Source organism: Hymenobacter seoulensis (genome assembly GCF_054780535.1).
Window position 1 is genome coordinate 516,216 of sequence record NZ_BAAGWD010000002.1, and the last position, 16,175, is coordinate 532,390.

A 16,175-nucleotide genomic window follows, 5' to 3' on the forward strand; every position below is an offset into this window, starting at 1 on the left:
AAAAAGTGTATAGCAAATAGGGATACAATCAACCAGTGAAGACTGTCGATGACAGGCGCTATCTGCTTCTACACGCATGACCAGGCCGCAAAAGCATAGGTTGCTTCTACTACCAACTTCTTTTAAAACAAGTTATAACGGTGGGCATTGAAGGCGATGCTGAACTTATAAGGAATCGGTTTACGGTAACCTGGACTCCACGAGCAGATATAAAAACAAAAGCCGAACTGTTCATACAGCTCGGCTTTTGTTTTTATAGAGGTATTGTAAACTAGGCCGGTTCGATATCAAACCCGGCTTGGGCCACAGATTTCATGATCAGCTCGGGAATGGGGTTCTCGCCTTCTACAGTGAGAATCTTCTCGGAGCTGTTTGTGTCTACGCTCCATTTGCTCACGCTGGCTTCGGCGTCGAGGAAAGGGGTTACGGCGCGCACGCAGTTAGCGCAGTTGATGCTGGTTTTGAATTTCAGGGTTGACATAAGAGTAACAGTTAGAGCTGCAGTGGCCTAGAGAAGCGGTCCGCGGCGGGTGAGTTGCTAGTACAACGAATACAACGCAAAATTAGCTGCCGCAATAGGCCTAGCCCGTACAGGCTTTGGCTAGAGTAGTGCAGAGTTTTGCCGTATTTAGTCGCCCAACTCGCAGTACACCGAAAATGGATAAGAACGAATTCTGGCAGTTAATAGACGCCGCCAAAAAAGCTTCAAATGGCGACCAGACTCTTCAGGAGCAGGCATTGATCAACAGCTTGGCAACGTATGTGCCGGAGCAGATTATCGATTTTGAGTGTATTTTGAGTGAGTGTCTGATGGAGGCCGATGACTTCGGCATTATGGCCGCTCAAAAGATACTTGATGGTTACGTTTCAGATGATACCTACCTGTACTTCCGGTGTTGGCTCATAGGTCAAGGAGAAAGCGTTTTCAGGGCGGCGCTTGAAAAACCCGATACGCTGGCAACGGTGCTAGACGCCGGGTATCAGGATTTTGAAGAACTGCTATACGTAGCAACTACTGCCTTTCAAAAACGCACTGGCAAAGAAGAGGAAGACGATACCTTTCCCAGGGAAATAGCGTCGGCCCGAGGATTAGATTATGATTTTGGCTCTGTTACCAAAGGCGAAGACTGGACCGAAAGTCAGTTGCCGAAGATGCTGCCTAAGCTTTGGAAGAAATTTGGTGCCTTATGATTAATGGTAACTATGCATTGTAGAATATAGCGCAGTTAACTATAAGTAATCTATAGATTCGTCTTTGTAACCTACTCAGGGTAGAGTAAATTATTCCACAATTACTCGCCAGTCGATAGCTTCAAGTTCCTTCAAGGAAAGCGAAATCGTAGTGTAACGATGTGTTTGATTGAGGCTATCCATGCTGTGGTATCGACGCACAGAGTCCGTTGCATAGATGAAAAGATTGAGTTGCTTGTTTTTGCTGCGGTTTACTTCTCTGACCCATTCATCCATGCTACCAGGTATGGTTTGCTCAGCCTCAGTTCTTGGTGTAATGCTACGGCTCAGACATACTTCTGACCTATTAAGGCTTGGATAGTCAGGAATGGTATCGTGCGCCATCTCTACGCAAATAGCGGTCTTAGTTTTGTTTACTAGCACCAAGCGAGAGTCGTAATAATCACAACTCATTAGTAGAAGGGCTAGTGAACATAGTGGGTGGAGGCGCATTGGAGGACAAGTAAGCCTAATCGTACATAAACGCTTAGTACCTTATTCATAAGTAAGCTGTACAAAGGTTACGCCAGCCGTAGTGGGCGTTTCTCCAGAATCAGGTTGGTGCGGAAGGTGTTCAGGCTTTCCTCGAGGCCTACGGGGTAGGTGTGGGGGTTGAGGAAGCGGCGGATGCTGGGGTCGAGGCTGAGGACTTCGCGGTGGGCACGCTGGCGGCTTTCTTCCAGGGTGGGCAACGCATGCACCAGCTTGCCGCGGCGGAAGATGGGCTCCAGTAGCTCACGGTACGCCGCATCGGGGCGCACGGGGCGGCGGCGGGTATAGTCGCTGGGGTCAATGATGGTCAGGTGGTCGGGGAGGGGCTCGGCGGTGTTGTAGAGCATGTCGGCGCGGGGCTGGCCTTTCTCGGTTTCGTAGCGGCGCACCTGCAGGATACCGGGGATGCTGGTTTTGGCCAGCTGCTCCGAGAGCTTAATGGTGAAATCCCAGCCCGAATCGTCGGGTTTGCGCAGGGCAGCCATCTTGTACACTCCCCCAAGGGCGGGCTGGTCGTAGGCTGTAACTAGCTGCGTGCCGATGCCCCAGGTATCTATTTTGGCGCCTTGCTGCTTGAGGCTGGTAATAAGGTTTTCCTCTAGGTCGTTGCTGGCCACGATGCGCACGTTCTCAAAACCGGCTTCATTGAGCAACGCGCGGGCTTCACGGCTAAGGTAGGCTAGGTCGCCGGAGTCGAGGCGGATGCCGCCTAGCTCGTGGCCGTTGGCTCGCATCTGGCGGGCTACTCGGATGGCGTGGCGCACGCCTTCCAGCGTGTCATAGGTGTCAACCAGGAATACTGAGTCATCGGGGAAAGCCTTGGCGTAGGCGGTAAAGGCCGTTTCCTCGTCCTCGAAAGCCATTACCCAGCTGTGAGCATGCGTGCCCTTCACCGGAATGTTGAAGCGTTGCCCGGCCAGCACGTTGGAGGTAGCATCAACCCCGCCCAAATACGCGGCCCGACTAGCTGATAAGCCCCCATCAAACCCCTGAGCACGGCGCAAGCCGAATTCCAGCACCGTATCAGACCCGGCAGCTTCGCGAATGCGGGAGGCTTTGGTAGCTACTAGGGTCTGGAAGTTGACGAGCGTCAGCAACGCCGTTTCCACCAATTGCGCCTGTAGCAGCGGGCCTTGCACCCGAATCAGGGGCTCGTTGGCAAACACTACGGTGCCTTCCGCAATGGCATCCACATCGCACGTAAACTTCAGGTCGCGGAGATAATCGAGAAACTCTTGGGGGAACATTTTCTCGCCCTTCGCGCTCTTCAGGCTACCGAGGTAGGCCAGGTCGTCGTCTGAAAAGCGCAGGTTTTCGAGCCAGTCGGCGGCGTAGGCCAGTCCTGCGCACACGGCGTAGCCGCCATCAAACGGCGGGCGGCGAAAGTAGAGGTGAAACACGGCCTCTCGGTCCTGCATGCCCTGCTGCCAGTAGCCGTAGGCCATGGTAACCTGGTAGAGGTCGGTGAGGAGACTGAGTGAAGGAGCGTAGAGGCCGGAAAGCGGAGCAGGGTTCATACACAAGGAGCGTGATACAAGACGCTCGAAGGTACGGCAAGACGGCCGATGGCGGACAACTTACCGCTGTCCCCCATCGAGTATGAGAGGCTTACCGTCTCTGCTTTTGCTCTGTTTAGGCTACTGGCGGTTTACGCCTGAAGGAGGGGTAGCAGCGCTGGCGCGTGCTAGGGTTGGTTTCCTGCCGAAGTAGGCGAGCCATGTGGGGCGTGCCTATTCGGGCTGGGCCACTAGTGAAGAAGGTAACTGATGATGCCGGACCACACTGTGTTGGGTGCGGCAGTACTGTTCCGCATCGAGGAGGGTGGGCACCACCGGCGGGCAAAGGGCGGTAGGCAGTTTGGCCATTAGCTGGCGGGCAGAGTCGCCGAGGTGGCAGAGCACCAGCTGCACCTGCTGCTTGCGCAGCCGACGGTAGTAGCGGGCCAGTAGCCGAAGCGTGGCAAACGACAGATTTCGGGTGTGGCTGCAGTCAACCCAAATGTTGGGTTTGCCACTCCGGCTAGCTCGGCGCAGGGCATACGAAAGCTGATCTTTGGTTGCCGGCTCGTTGTCGTCGGCCAGAATAAGCAGATAGCTCTCGGGGAGGATTTCGCGATACACTTCCATAAGGCGGGTGGGAAAGGGTGGGGCAAGGGGTGCGGGCAAAGCAGTGGCCAGCCGCACGTAACGGAGGGAGCGGAGACAAGAGATATACGCTTGTAAAATAAAAAAGGTGCGCAGGTAAGTTGTTGATTTATAGAGAGGTATTTGCTAAGGTGGCTAGGTCGCTACAGGCTCTGAACCGGTTCTTCAAGGATAGCATGCAGCTGTTAGGTGAAGCCTGCGGCCACCCGAATACCGTGCTTCCTGTTGCCCGAACTGGCCAGCCGTCCTGCTCAGGTGCCTGGGACTGGGCAGGAACAGCAGAAGACATAGTTTCTAGACCTCATTGGTTGGGGCATAAAGTCAGCCTAGGCAAAAACCAAGTAGGAACGGCCGGAAACTCCAGTCATCTACGGTCATATTCCGTAGTATTGTCAGGCCGCGCTGTTGCGGCGTTTCACTGCTGAGCTTTCGTAAAAGCATATGATTCGTGTATTGCTAGCCGACGATCATGCCATTCTGCGGGATGGTATTCGTGCTATTCTTTCCCGGGAGCCCGACATGGAGGTAGTAGGCGAGGCGGGCAACGGACAGCAGTTGCTGGATATGCTGGCCACTACTCCTACGGATGTGGTACTGATGGATATCAATATGCCGGTGCTGGATGGCTTCGCGACCATGCCATTGATAAAAGCACAGTTTCCGGAGGTGCGGGTATTGGTCTTGTCGATGCTCGACCACGAAAAATACCTGTATCGCATGTTTCAATTGGGCGTGCTGGGCTACGTGCTCAAGAACGCCGACAGCTCGGAAATCACCTACGGCATCCGGACGGTGGCTTCGGGCCGTCAGTTTCTGTGCACCGAAATAGGTTTGGGTTTGCTGTACCGGACGGAACACCGCGCCGATGTGCTCCCGGAAACCAGTTCAATTCAGAATCTTAAAAGCCAACGTTTGCCCGGAACGGTTGAGCTTTCGATGCGGGAGATGGAAGTGCTGAAGCTAATTGCCGAAGGCCTCACGAACGCTGAAATTGCCGATCAGCTGTTTGCCAGCAAGCGTACCATTGAAACGCACCGCCAGAACATCATCGAGAAAACCAACGCCAAAAACACGGCCGCTCTTATCCGCTACGCCATGAGCCACGGCCTGATTGACTAACGAAAAAACCTGGGTGCCAGTGAAACAGGGGTTGCGTGTTTGGCCGGCCCTAGGCCCGCCGCCGCATCAAACCCTTGTTTCACCCGCACCCAGGTTTGCCTCTGGAGTAGCCGCGACGGGAATCGAACCCATATCAAGCGTTTAGGAAACGCCTATTCTATCCGTTGAACTACGCAGCCGGGGTAGTACGCTAGTACAAAGCTACGCCGAAAGCGCGGGCTGCCCAAACCCCGTGCGGCCAGCAAGGCGTATAGGCCGCAGGGCGCTAGGCCATTTCGTAGCACAAACCCTCACCCTCTTCTTCTCTTAGCATGGGCTTACTGGATGACTTGCGCGCTGACCGGCGCACAGCCGGCGGAAGGGCCTTGCAGGAGGCCGATAAGCAAGTGCCGGCCCTGTTACTCATTCCCGATATCAGCGGCTTCACGCGCTTTATTGAGGAGTCAGGCAGTCCGCAGGCGCCGTTTCTGGTGGCCGATTTGCTGGAAATCCTGATTGAGGCCAATATGCTGGATTTGCAGGTAAACGAGATTCAGGGCGATGCCGTGCTGTTTTACCGCCTGGGGCCGCCGCCGCCCATTGCCGACCTCGTGCGCCAGTGCCGCCGCATTTACCTCGACTTTCAGAACTACCTGCGCCTGGTGGAGCGCGATACGGGCTCGGAGCTGGCCGAAGCATTGCAGGAGCTGGCCCTCACCCTCAAAATAGTGGTGCACTACGGCCGGGTAAGCGTGGCGCGCATTCGGGAGCACACCAAGCTCATGGGTCGCGACGTAATTGTGGTGCATCGGCTGCTCAAAAACAACATTACCGGCTCAGAATACCTACTGCTTTCCGAAGGCTATACGGCTACTCAGCACCCTGCTGCCCTAACCCGCGCCTTCTCCTGGACGCGTCTGCAGCCCGGCGCCACCTACTACGAATACCTAGGCGAAGTGCCTTATCACTATGCTCACCTTTCGCCGCTGCGGCTGCTGGTGAGCACCCCGGAAGTAGCCGACGATACCACGCAGAGTTGCGCCCTGAAAGTGCGACGGGCGGTGCGCGTATCGGCGGCGTACGCGCTGCGGGTCATCAGCAACTTTCGGCTCCGCCCCCTCTGGATGGAAGGCGTTTCGGCCGTGCACTACGATGTAACCAAGGCCGGGCGCTTGGGCACTAGCTACAAAGCAGATGTATACCGGGGCCAGATTGACTTTCAGGCGGTGCAATACGTGGAAGAAGACGGCCGCTTGGAATACGTGGAAAAGATTTCCCATTTCCGCCTTTTCCCGAATACGCTGCTGTTCTACTGCCTCGAGGTAGTGGACACCAGTACGTGCTTTATTACCATTGAACTCCGTTACGGCCACATTGCTAGCTCTAATCGGTTGGTGCGATTCGGCCAACTGCGCCGCCTCCACCGCTTTCTGGGCAGCTCCCTTCACCAATTCGCGGCGCTGGTTGAAAAACAGGCGCCAAGTGCCTCATAACCTTCCTGGCTACTAGGCCTCCAAAACGCTTAAAGCGGTTGACCCTAAAACGGGACCTAGCATAGTGCTAGGTCCCGTTTTGGGGTCAACCGCTTTAAGAACGTAAATAGGCTGAGTTACACCTTGTAAAGCAAGGCAATACCAAACGAAAGCGCCGTCAGGATCAGGCCCACCATGAAAATGGTGTAGCTCAGGCGCAGCAAGCGGTACTTTTTGGTCAGCACGTCGCCGAGGTAGTAAATGTCCGTCACCATGTTGGTATACAGCGCTTCCTTCTGGCCCATAATCTCCGTCATGCCATGCTGGAAGTCATCGAGGCTGAGCTTGCTGAAGTTGCCAAAGAACAGCAGGTTTACGCGGCGGTTAGTAGCAATTTGGGGGCTGCGCTTCAGCCATTTAAAGCTCGTTACATCGGGCTGTGCACACAGGATGGCCGTGATAACCGACCCCAGGGCTGTGGCCAGCAGAATGCCCATGGGCACCGTAATAACTGGGTTTCGGATGAGGCCCACGTTACTCAGAGCCGCTGACTTGCTGCCCAGCTTAGCGCCGAAATATGTGATGATCAGGGACATGAGCACCGCATTGAGGCTGATCATCATATTGGCCTTTTTATCGGCCATGTCCGAAAGCTTCATGTGGTTGCTGTACATCGTCCGGAACATGGTTTCGATGCCGCGCTTGGGTTCCGCGAAGGTGCCCTGCTCTTCTTCCTCTTTCTTCTTTTTCTTTTTCTCGGACTTCTTTAGCAGTTTTCGCTGCTCCTTTATATTGTCCTTGAACTGCTCCTGGTAGCGCTCCTTGGCCACCTTGGTGTAGTACTTGCCGCCAATCAGGAAGGCTAGCTGGTTATCGGCCCACTCGGGGTTCGAGTAGGTTTTGCCAAAGGTGGCTTCCCACTCAGCCCGCAGCAGCTCGGCATTCGAGAAGAAATCGTCGCGGCCCATGCCGCTCATGTCGGCGTCCACTAGCAACTGCTCCAGCTCTGTTTCGCGGGTCGCGTCGCGGTGAGTGGCCCGGATCAGGTTCTGCACCAGTTCAGTGCGCTCGGGGGGGTAGCCTTGTTGGGTAAGCCACTCGCCGGCCATTTCAGCGCTCCGGAACTCGTGGCCATCATATACTTCTGTGTAGCCTACATCATGAAACCAGGCGGCCAGCACTAATGCTTCCTGGTCGGCCTCGCTGAGGCCAGCCGCTTCGCCAAGGGCACGCGCTTCCTTCACCACTACGGCGGTGTGCTTCGGGGAGTGATACACGAGCTGGGCCGGAAGCTTTTCTTCCAGCAGCGCCATCACATAAGCCTTTGCGTTCTTGACAATTTCGGCCTTAGCCGGTTTCTGAGTAAGAATGGGTTCCATCAGGAGATGTGGAAAACAAAAAACGACAGCTAGGCTGTTCGGCTTACAACGCGAATTGCGGCCACAGGTTTTCGGCAGTCGCAACCCAACCGTAGCCAGTTGAATTGCGTAGGGCAGCGCACAGCGCTATACTCCGGTTGTAAGGGGTAGCCGTTGCAGGTAAGTTTACGTATTTCCTGAACACTCTCCCCCCTTAACAAGTGCCGTTTCAGGGATTCCCTGTTTTTTGCTACCTTCTTTTATGAGCAGACATTTCCTGTCCTGTTGCTTACTGCTGGCTTTGGCTGGTGCTGTTGTGCCCGTGGCGCAGGCCCAGCAGAAAGAGCAAGCCTCTCACCCTACGCGGCCTAACTACCGCAAGGCCGGCCTGAACTGGGAGTCCAAGACGCCGCCTGATAGCTCCCGCATTCGCTATAGTGTATTTCTGATTGGCGATGTGGGCAAACCCGCCCCGGAGGCGGAAGGTGGCGAGCCTTCCCTGAACTACCTGCGCAAACAGATTCTGGCCGCCGGCTCCAAAAGCACGACGGTGTACCTGGGTGACAATATCTACGAGTACGGCATGCCCGAGGAAGGCGCCTACGACCGCAAAGCCTCAGAGCAGCGCATCGTTGACCAACTGAAGGTACTGCGCGACTACCAGGGCGAGAAATACATGATTCCCGGCAACCACGACTGGAAGCAGGGCCTGCAGGGCTCGGTGGAACAGGTGAACCGGGAGCAGTTTTTTGTAGAAAATTACCTGCAGAGCGACTCCGCCGCTTTCCCCTACACCGGCGACTTTTTCCTGCCCCGTGATGCCTGCCCCGGTCCGGTTGAGATTCGCCTCCAGGATGACCTAGTACTTATTGCCATCAACTCCCAATGGTTTCTGCAAACCAACGGCGAGCGGCCGTATGGCGCCAACAGCGGCTGCGGTATTGCCAACGAGACGGACTTCTTTGTGCAGGTAGAGGATATCATCCAGCGCAATGAAGGCAAGAACATTATGGTGGTTGCCCACCACCCCTTGTTCTCCGATGGTATTCACGGGGGCTACTTCACGCTCGGTGACCATTTCTTCCCGCTTTCCATTGTGTACAAATACGCCTTTGTGCCGCTGCCGGTCATTGGCTCAATCTACCCCTTTGCGCGCAAATACGGCGGAGTAACCCAGGACTTGCCCCACCCGCTGTACCAAGCCTATAAGAAGGGCCTGATGGAGGTGTTTAACAAATACCCCAACATCATTTACGCGGCCGGGCACGAGCACAACCTGCAGTTTTTCAAAGAGGGTAACCTCAACCACATTGTCAGTGGCTCGGGCTGCAAAACCCAGCACGTAAAGCCTGGCAGTGGCGGCGACGCTTGGTTCTCGGACAAGGAAAAAGGGTTTGCCCGCGTCAACTACTATGACAACGGGGAAGTATGGACGGAATTCTACGTGCCCGAGGGCAAAGGCCAAACTGGCCGCCTCGTGTTCCGGCTGCCGCTGTATGCCCAGCAGGCCAGCGCCGAGGAAGTAGTGGTGCAGCCTACCGGTAACCGCCCCAACTTTGCCGATAGCACCGTAACCACGCCTGTAAACACTAGGTATGCCAACCGGAGCAAGTTCCATAAATTCCTGTTTGGTGAGCATTACCGCCACGAGTGGGCTACTCCCGTTACCTTTCCGGTACTAGACCTAGCTACTGAAAAAGGCGGCCTGACGCCATACAAAATTGGTGGTGGCAAGCAAACGGCCTCGCTGAAAGTGCGCAACGAGGAAGGCCGCAACTTTACCGTTCGGAGCCTGAACAAAGACCCCTCGGCGGTACTGCCGGAAGCCTTGCGCGAAGGCGCGGCCGCCGACATTCTACAAGACCAGATTTCGGCGCAGCACCCCTTTGCCTCTATTGCACTGCCACCTCTGGCTGATGCTGCTGGCATTCTGCACACTAACCCCGAGCTGCGCTATATTCCGCAGGACCCGCTGCTGGGTCAGTACCTCGAGCGCTTCGGCAATACGCCCGGCGCCATTGAGGAAGACGCCAAGGACGACCAAAGCGACGTGGCCTCCCTGGGCAACGCCAAGAACTTAGTAGGCACCGACAAGGTGTTTGAGCGCATCACCGACGACAACGATAACCGCGTCAACGAGAAAGCCTTTGCCCGCTCCCGCCTCTTCGATATGTGGATTGGCGACTGGGACCGGCACGAAGACCAATGGCGCTGGGCCGAGAAAAAGGATAAAGACGGTGACCGCAAATTCACGGCCGTACCCGAAGACCGCGACATTGCCTTCTTTAAAGGCGATGGTATCTTCCCATATCTGGCCTCGCGTAAGTGGGCTATCCGCAACTTCCAGAACTTCGGGCCCGATTACGCCGACTGGAAAGGCTTGAACCTGACGGCCCTCAGCAACGACCGGGTTTACCTGGCTTCTGTCACGAAGGAAGACTGGGTAAAGCAGGCCGAGGAAATGAAAGCGGCCCTTACTGATGAGCTCATCGAGCAAACCCTACGTGAGCGGTGGCCCAAGCAAATTTTTGAGTTGCACGGCCCCGAGATTATTGCCAAGCTCAAGAGCCGCCGCGATTTGCTGCCCCAAGTAGCCGCCGACTATTATGGCTTGCTCAGCGAAGTAACCGAAGTGAAGGGCTCCAAGAAGCGGGAGCGGTTTGTGGTGGAGCGCCTGCCTAGTGATCAGACGCACGTAACGGTGCAGAAGATCAACAAGGAAGGGCAGCTAACCAAAATCCTGTTCGACCGCACCTTCGATAACAAGGTGACGAAAGAGCTGCGCCTCTACGGATTTGAAGGCGAAGACCAATACGAGCTGAAAGGCGATGTGAAGCGTGGACCAATGGTGCGCATCATTGGCGGCACCGACCGCGACTCGATTGTGGACCGCTCGAACGTAGCTGGCTTAGGCCACCGCCTACATGTGTATGATGCGGATACCGGCAACGTAATTATTGCAGGGAAAGACGCTCGTTTGCGTTTGGAGCCCGGTATTGATGTCAGCCAGTACGACGTCCACAACCGCACCGACCGCAAAGACTACACACTCAACTACTTCGGGCCCACGGCTTACTTCGGCTACAACATCGACGACCGGTTGTTCCTCGGAGGGGGGGTAGTGTATCGTACGTATGGCTTCCGGAAGGCACCATATGCTACCGAGCAAAGCCTGGCGGCGAACTACTCGCCTTCTCAGAGCGCCTACAACGTACGCTACCTCGGGCATTTTGTCGATACGTTCGGCAAGCTCGATTTGCGCGTGAATGCTCAGTTGTATGGCCCGCAGCTGCTCTACAACTTTTTCGGGTTGGGCAACGATACGCGCAACGTGCTGGCCGACGACCAGGATACCCGCGCCCGCGACATCAACGATACCTACCGCATCCGGTTCTCGCGCCTAAGCGTGGCCCCGATGTTGGAGCAGGATGTGTTCAGTTTCCTGAAGCTGGGCTTTGGGCCTCAGTACGACCAGTTTCATATTGAGCGCGACCAGCTCGGGCTGGAAATTGCCAACGGGCTCGATGCCAACAGTAATGGGCAGGAAGGTACGGCCGCGGCCGGTATTCGGGCCTCTGACTTTGGTGTGAACCGCTACCTAGGCGCCAAGGCGTACATGAGCCTCGATGCCAGCTCCTCGCCGAAAAACCCACGCATCGGCTTGCGTATCTACAACTCGGCGGAGTATAACTACCAGCTTAACGGCGAGCGGCTTAACTATGGCCGACTAGCCACTGAGGCCCGCTTCTATCTGTCGCCTAACTTCCCATTCCAGCTGACCTGGGCCGGCCGCATTGGCGCCAACCGCAACCTCGGCGACTACCGCTTCTACCAGGCTAATACCCTAGGCGGCACTACTAACCTGCGCGGCTACCGCCGCACCCGCTTTGCGGGCCGGAGCTCGGTGTATGCCAACGGAGAAGTGCGTGTGCAGCTGTTCAGCTTCAATGCCTACCTAGTGCCCGGCAAGTTCGGGGTGTTGGGCCTGGCTGATGCTGCCCGCGTGTTTACCTCCCGCGATACGGATACCGGCATAAAGGCTCTGCACACGGCCGTGGGCGGTGGCATCTGGGTTGATGTACTGAAACAGGCCGTTATCAATGCTACGTACTCGGTAGGAGAAGAAAAGCTGGTTTTTGTTGGGTTTGACTTCCTGTTCTAGCTAGTGGGGCATGGCTGCTAGCTCACTGCCGGGCGCCAACCTCACTCTCCGTTTTTGCGTTTTCACCTGCTCTCATCCTTCCTCCCTCCTCTGTATGCGTACTCTCTTGACTCCTTTGTATAGCCGGCTTGTGCGGCGGCTCGGCGCCAGTATGCTGGTAGCGGCCCCGCTGCTGGCAGCTCAGGCGCAGGTAACGCCCGCCCAGCCTCGTGTGTATCCGCCGCCCGCTCCCTTGCCCGGCGATACTATCCAGGCAGGGAATGGGCAGGAGTTTGCCGTGCCTTCGGTGGTAGGTATGGGTCCAAGCAAAGGCCTGATTTTCCATTACGAGCGGATGCCGCGCTTTAATGTGGACTCCGATGGCAAAGTGGTAGGGCTGCAGGATTTCAGCTCAGAGGCCACCAAAAACGCGCGCCTGGTAATCAAAGGCTACATCCCGATGCTGAACCACCCGCACCTGAAGCTGGTGATGGGCGTGAATTATGAGCGGGAAGAATTCAAGTTTCGGCAACGCCCCACCGGCTATGAGCTGTATGATAACATCGAGGACAAGGGCCTGAAAACACTGGGGGCACAGCTGGCGGTCATCCGTCCCGTGAACACCGTGAACTGGTATATCTTCCGGGTGAAAGGGGAGCTCAGCGGCGACTACACCTCCTCGGAGCTGAGCGTGCGCGACTACCTGCGCGTGTCCTCTGAGTTTCTGTACGGCTGGAAGCGCAGCCCTACCTTCTCGTGGGGGGTAGGGTTGCAGCTTGGCTACACCTTCGGGCGCCAGAGCATTTATCCAGCTCTGTTATATAACCGCACCTTCAACAACCGCTGGGGCGTGGAAGCGCTATTTCCTGCCCGCGTGACCATGCGCTACAACGTGTCGCCGAAGTCGTTGCTGTTTGCGGGCTATTCCGTTGACGGGTTGAACTATATTATCAAGCTGCGGGAGCCCCTGCGGCGCGAAGGAGCTATTGATCTGCGCACCTTGGAGCTACGCGAAACGGAAGTGAAGTTCCGCGGCCGTTGGGAGCGGGAAATCTATGACTTCCTGTGGTTCGGGCTGGAAGGAGGCTACCGCTACAACTACGCCTTCGATGCCTTTGACCGCACCAATGATAACCGTGTCAAAATCATCGATTCTAAGCTGGCTGGTGCTCCCTATGCTTCGTTTGAGCTGTTCATTGTGCCTCCGCGCAAGTTCCTGAAAAAGGCCTCTGGCAACTAAGCCTATTCCAGCCAGCTTATTTGCATTGGGGTTTGCCTGGTGCACAAGCCTAGCGAAACAATACACAACAAGCCCGGCCGTTTTTCAGCAGTCGGGCTTGTTGTTTTTGCTGATAACTGCCTGGGCTTCGCATACAGAATACGGGTAGTATCCATGCCGTAAAAAAAGCCCCCGCACAGCGGAGGCTTTCAACAGAAACAGACCCTAGGAAAACGCACTTACCACAGGCGCGTGTCGCTGACGCCTAGGGGCAGTGGTGGGTGCTCGGCCAAGCCAATTACGCACCAGCCGGCCTCAATGCCAAAGGCGCCGCCTTGCAGCAGGTAACTGATCCAGCGCTCCGTAGTACGGCCGCTGTATTGCTCGCTTTCTGGCTCGTATTCGCACAAGAGCAGTGCGTCGCCTACTTGGTACTCCCGGTCGTTGAGGCGTACGTCGAACGGTTTTCGTCCGTCGAGTACGGCCTCAAAACAGGCGGGCCAGACTTTGAGCTCGTGGTAGTTGGCAATAGCGCGAATGGCGGGAGCTAAAGTGCCGGAAGAAAAATATTGCATGGTAGTAGTGTCAGAGGTGAAAGGAAATCCGGCACAGGAATCATGCCGTATTGCCTCAAAGTAGAAAAAAACCAGGTAAAAGCAAGCAATACAAGCGTATTATAGGAGGTAACGGATATTTAGTTGGAATGTTCGCGGTTTGTGACAGAATGGCGGATGTAATTTATTAGATATGAGCAAGATATCTTAGAACGGGTGCCTTTAAGGCAAACACGCACCTAGCGCCGACTATAATACAAAAAGCCAGATGCCGCTACCAAAGTGGTAGCGGCATCTGGCTTTGAGTGAGTTGGTTATACAGACAGGAAGTGCGGCACTTGCACTCCTGAAAGCCGGTAGGGAAGCTACTTGCGTGGTGCCCGCAGCTTTTTAGGCGCAGTTAGGCTCTTCAGATACTCATAGGTATCAAACTGGGAGCGGACGCGAGCGGAGGCAGCATCTTCGGGGCCGATAAAACGGTTGTGGAAGTCGCGGGCTTTCACGTTGTCCTGACGTTGTAAATCCAGGAGGTGGCGTACCTCAGCCCGCAAATCGGGTTGCAGAATCGGGAAAGCTACTTCCACGCGCCGGTCGAGGTTACGGGCCATCCAGTCCGACGATGCGACGTACACCTTTTCCTCGCCGCCGTTGCCAAACACATACACGCGGGCATGCTCCAGAAACCGGTCAACCATGCCCCGCTGGCGGATGTTTTCGCTCTGGCCGGCTAGCTCCGGAATCAGACACGAAATTCCCCGAATCAGGAGTTCTACCTTCACTCCAGCCTGGCTGGCCTCATACAGCTTCAGAATCATGCGTTCATCCTGCAGGGCATTGAGCTTCAGAATAATATAGGCATCCTGGCCCTGCTGGGCCAGCTCGATTTCATGGTCGATCAGGGCGTTAAGCCGTTCGCGCAGCTCAAACGGAGCTACTAGCAGGTGCTTGAACAGGCCGCTTTTATCCTGGCGGTCGTGGAAGTAGCGGAATACCTCAGCTACCTCGCGGGTGAGTTCGGGGTTGCTCGTGAACACCCCATGGTCGGCGTATATCTCGCTGGTTTTCTCGTTGAAGTTGCCAGTGCTCAGGTACGCGTACAAGCGGTTTTGGCCTTCTTCAGCCCTAGTAATCAGGAGCAACTTGCTGTGCACTTTCAGCTCCGGAATGCCATAGATGACGTTAGCGCCGGCCTTTTGCAGCTTCTCGGCCCAAAACATATTGCTTTCCTCATCGAAGCGGGCTTTGAGCTCTACTACTACGGTTACTTGCTTGCCGTTTTTAGCTGCTTTCAGCAGCGCTTTGGCTACCTCACTTTTGCCTGCCACCCGATACAGCGTGATGCTGATGCCGCTTACCTGGGGGTCTTGCGCTGCTTCCGTTATTAGGCGCGTAACGTAACCGAACGACTGGTATGGTGGGTGCAGCAGGTGGTCGCGTTGGGCAATAGCGGGCAGCATTTTGCCAGTTCGCGGCAATGTAGGGTGCTGCAGCGGGGGCATGGGCTCGTACTGAAGCTGCTCCAGCCCAAAGTCCGGGAAGCCAAAAAAGTCGCGGAAGTTGTGGTAGCGGCTGCCTTCCACCAGCTCTTCTTTGCCGATGCCGGTTTTCTGCATCAGGGCGCGCAGTACGGCTTTGGGCATGGCGGGGTCATAGAGCAGGCGCGCCGGGTAGCCGGTTTCTCGCTTTTGCAGGCTACTCTTGATTTTGGCCAGCATATTACCCGATACTTCTTCCTGAATGTCGAGCTCGGCATCGCGGGAAAGCTTCACGGCCTGCACCTGCACCTTCTGGTACTTCGGAAACAGTGAGCTGGCACAGCACCGGATTACGTCGTCCAGAAACATTACATACTTGTCCTCGCCGTGGGCCGGCAGCTGCACAAAGCGGCCACCGTGGCGCTTGGTAGGCAGCTCCATCACTACCACTCGCTCTTGCTCTTGCTTTTTCTGATCTAGGGGCTGAGAGAGCAGGAACGTGAGGTACACGCTCTGGTCGCGCAGAAACAGGTGGTGCAGGTTGTCGTCGAGAATAATGGGCGAAAGCAAATCCTGCACGTGCTGGCAAAAGTAGTCGTTCACCCAGGTGCGCTGCTCTTCCGTCAGGTCGTGCTCCGTAACTAGGTGAATGTGCTGGGCGCGCAGCTCCGGCAGAATGTCATTGCGGAAGGTTTCGCCGAACTGCTGCTGCTGGCGGCCCACTTCTTCCAGCAGGTTATGCAGCTGCTCCACGGGGTCTTCGCCCAGCTTGGCCCTAGTCTTCTTTTTCAGCTTTACCAGCCGGCGCAGGGTAGCAACCCGCACCTTGAAATACTCATCGAGGTTGCTGCTAAAAATGGCCAGAAACTTAATGCGCTCTAGCAGCGGCACGTTGGGGTCCTGCGCTTCCTGCAGCACGCGGCGGTTGAAAGCCAGCCAGCTTAGTTCTCGGTTTAGCAGCCGGGGCTGAGCCTGTGTGGTTTCGGACATGG

Annotated in this window: 12 protein-coding genes and 1 tRNA gene; 5 read left to right on the plus strand and 8 right to left on the minus strand. The window is 55.8% G+C overall.

What is annotated here, in order from left to right; translation table 11 throughout:
* Positions 1–271: 271 nt before the first annotated feature.
* On the minus strand, positions 272–481 hold the full coding sequence (locus tag ACYVHC_RS10035) for a heavy-metal-associated domain-containing protein (RefSeq protein WP_460613589.1): 210 nt from the start codon (positions 479–481) through the stop codon (positions 272–274).
* A gap of 176 nt (positions 482–657) precedes the next feature.
* Between ACYVHC_RS10035 and ACYVHC_RS10040 the strand changes: the two genes are divergently transcribed.
* Entirely contained in the window at positions 658–1,191 is a 534-nt protein-coding gene (locus tag ACYVHC_RS10040; protein WP_460613590.1) for a DUF4240 domain-containing protein, read from the plus strand.
* A gap of 90 nt (positions 1,192–1,281) precedes the next feature.
* Here the strand turns inward: ACYVHC_RS10040 and ACYVHC_RS10045 are convergent, their stop codons facing one another.
* The 3 genes from ACYVHC_RS10045 to ACYVHC_RS10055 form a co-directional block, all read right to left on the minus strand.
* The gene (locus ACYVHC_RS10045) at positions 1,282–1,575 is read right to left on the minus strand and encodes a hypothetical protein (protein ID WP_460613591.1); all 294 of its coding nucleotides are present in this window, start codon (positions 1,573–1,575) and stop codon (positions 1,282–1,284) included.
* Positions 1,576–1,751: 176 nt separating this feature from the next.
* Positions 1,752–3,239, minus strand: coding sequence for a nicotinate phosphoribosyltransferase (locus ACYVHC_RS10050; protein WP_460613592.1), 1,488 nt, complete (start codon positions 3,237–3,239; stop codon positions 1,752–1,754).
* 213 nt (positions 3,240–3,452) lie between these two features.
* Positions 3,453–3,848, minus strand: coding sequence for an STAS domain-containing protein (locus ACYVHC_RS10055; RefSeq protein WP_460613593.1), 396 nt, complete (start codon positions 3,846–3,848; stop codon positions 3,453–3,455).
* A gap of 459 nt (positions 3,849–4,307) precedes the next feature.
* Here ACYVHC_RS10055 and ACYVHC_RS10060 point away from each other — a divergent pair, with 459 nt between their 5' ends.
* Positions 4,308–4,985: a response regulator transcription factor gene (locus tag ACYVHC_RS10060; RefSeq protein ID WP_460613594.1), complete on the plus strand. Its 678-nt coding sequence runs from the start codon at positions 4,308–4,310 to the stop codon at positions 4,983–4,985.
* A gap of 107 nt (positions 4,986–5,092) precedes the next feature.
* Here the strand turns inward: ACYVHC_RS10060 and ACYVHC_RS10065 are convergent.
* Positions 5,093–5,164, minus strand: a tRNA-Arg gene (locus ACYVHC_RS10065).
* Positions 5,165–5,296: 132 nt separating this feature from the next.
* Here ACYVHC_RS10065 and ACYVHC_RS10070 point away from each other — a divergent pair.
* Positions 5,297–6,457 (plus strand): DUF2652 domain-containing protein, encoded by a 1,161-nt coding sequence (locus ACYVHC_RS10070; protein ID WP_460613595.1) that lies wholly within the window; start codon positions 5,297–5,299, stop codon positions 6,455–6,457.
* A gap of 116 nt (positions 6,458–6,573) precedes the next feature.
* On the opposite strand, the gene ACYVHC_RS10075 is transcribed toward ACYVHC_RS10070, so the two are convergent.
* Positions 6,574–7,815, minus strand: a complete 1,242-nt coding sequence (locus ACYVHC_RS10075) for a Pycsar system effector family protein (protein WP_460613596.1) — start codon at positions 7,813–7,815, stop codon at positions 6,574–6,576.
* Positions 7,816–8,056: 241 nt separating this feature from the next.
* Here ACYVHC_RS10075 and ACYVHC_RS10080 point away from each other — a divergent pair, with 241 nt between their 5' ends.
* Positions 8,057–11,956: a metallophosphoesterase gene (locus tag ACYVHC_RS10080; protein ID WP_460613597.1), complete on the plus strand. Its 3,900-nt coding sequence runs from the start codon at positions 8,057–8,059 to the stop codon at positions 11,954–11,956.
* A 94-nt stretch (positions 11,957–12,050) separates the two neighbouring features.
* Positions 12,051–13,175 carry a DUF6268 family outer membrane beta-barrel protein gene (locus ACYVHC_RS10085; RefSeq protein WP_460613598.1) on the plus strand — a complete coding sequence of 375 codons (1,125 nt, stop codon included), beginning with the start codon at positions 12,051–12,053 and terminating at the stop codon, positions 13,173–13,175.
* Between the two features lie 218 nt (positions 13,176–13,393).
* Here the strand turns inward: ACYVHC_RS10085 and ACYVHC_RS10090 are convergent, their stop codons facing one another.
* Both ACYVHC_RS10090 and ppk1 read right to left on the minus strand, forming a co-directional pair.
* The gene (locus tag ACYVHC_RS10090) at positions 13,394–13,729 is read right to left on the minus strand and encodes an ASCH/PUA domain-containing protein (protein WP_460613599.1); all 336 of its coding nucleotides are present in this window, start codon (positions 13,727–13,729) and stop codon (positions 13,394–13,396) included.
* 344 nt (positions 13,730–14,073) lie between these two features.
* Positions 14,074–16,173 carry a polyphosphate kinase gene (ppk1, locus tag ACYVHC_RS10095; protein WP_460613600.1) on the minus strand — a complete coding sequence of 700 codons (2,100 nt, stop codon included), beginning with the start codon at positions 16,171–16,173 and terminating at the stop codon, positions 14,074–14,076.
* Positions 16,174–16,175: the final 2 nt, after the last annotated feature.

Excerpts from the sequence above, each read along its gene's own strand:
- ACYVHC_RS10085 (WP_460613598.1), top strand. The coding sequence starts at position 12,051 with ATGCGTACTCTCTTGACTCCTTTGTATAGCCGGCTTGTGCGGCGGCTC.
- ACYVHC_RS10040 (WP_460613590.1), top strand. The coding sequence starts at position 658 with ATGGATAAGAACGAATTCTGGCAGTTAATAGACGCCGCCAAAAAAGCT.
- ACYVHC_RS10035 (WP_460613589.1), bottom strand. The coding sequence starts at position 481 with ATGTCAACCCTGAAATTCAAAACCAGCATCAACTGCGCTAACTGCGTG.
- ACYVHC_RS10070 (WP_460613595.1), top strand. The coding sequence starts at position 5,297 with ATGGGCTTACTGGATGACTTGCGCGCTGACCGGCGCACAGCCGGCGGA.
- ACYVHC_RS10080 (WP_460613597.1), top strand. The coding sequence starts at position 8,057 with ATGAGCAGACATTTCCTGTCCTGTTGCTTACTGCTGGCTTTGGCTGGT.
- ACYVHC_RS10060 (WP_460613594.1), top strand. The coding sequence starts at position 4,308 with ATGATTCGTGTATTGCTAGCCGACGATCATGCCATTCTGCGGGATGGT.
- ppk1 (WP_460613600.1), bottom strand. The coding sequence starts at position 16,173 with ATGTCCGAAACCACACAGGCTCAGCCCCGGCTGCTAAACCGAGAACTA.
- ACYVHC_RS10075 (WP_460613596.1), bottom strand. The coding sequence starts at position 7,815 with ATGGAACCCATTCTTACTCAGAAACCGGCTAAGGCCGAAATTGTCAAG.
- ACYVHC_RS10045 (WP_460613591.1), bottom strand. The coding sequence starts at position 1,575 with ATGGCGCACGATACCATTCCTGACTATCCAAGCCTTAATAGGTCAGAA.
- ACYVHC_RS10055 (WP_460613593.1), bottom strand. The coding sequence starts at position 3,848 with ATGGAAGTGTATCGCGAAATCCTCCCCGAGAGCTATCTGCTTATTCTG.
- ACYVHC_RS10090 (WP_460613599.1), bottom strand. The coding sequence starts at position 13,729 with ATGCAATATTTTTCTTCCGGCACTTTAGCTCCCGCCATTCGCGCTATT.
- ACYVHC_RS10050 (WP_460613592.1), bottom strand. The coding sequence starts at position 3,239 with ATGAACCCTGCTCCGCTTTCCGGCCTCTACGCTCCTTCACTCAGTCTC.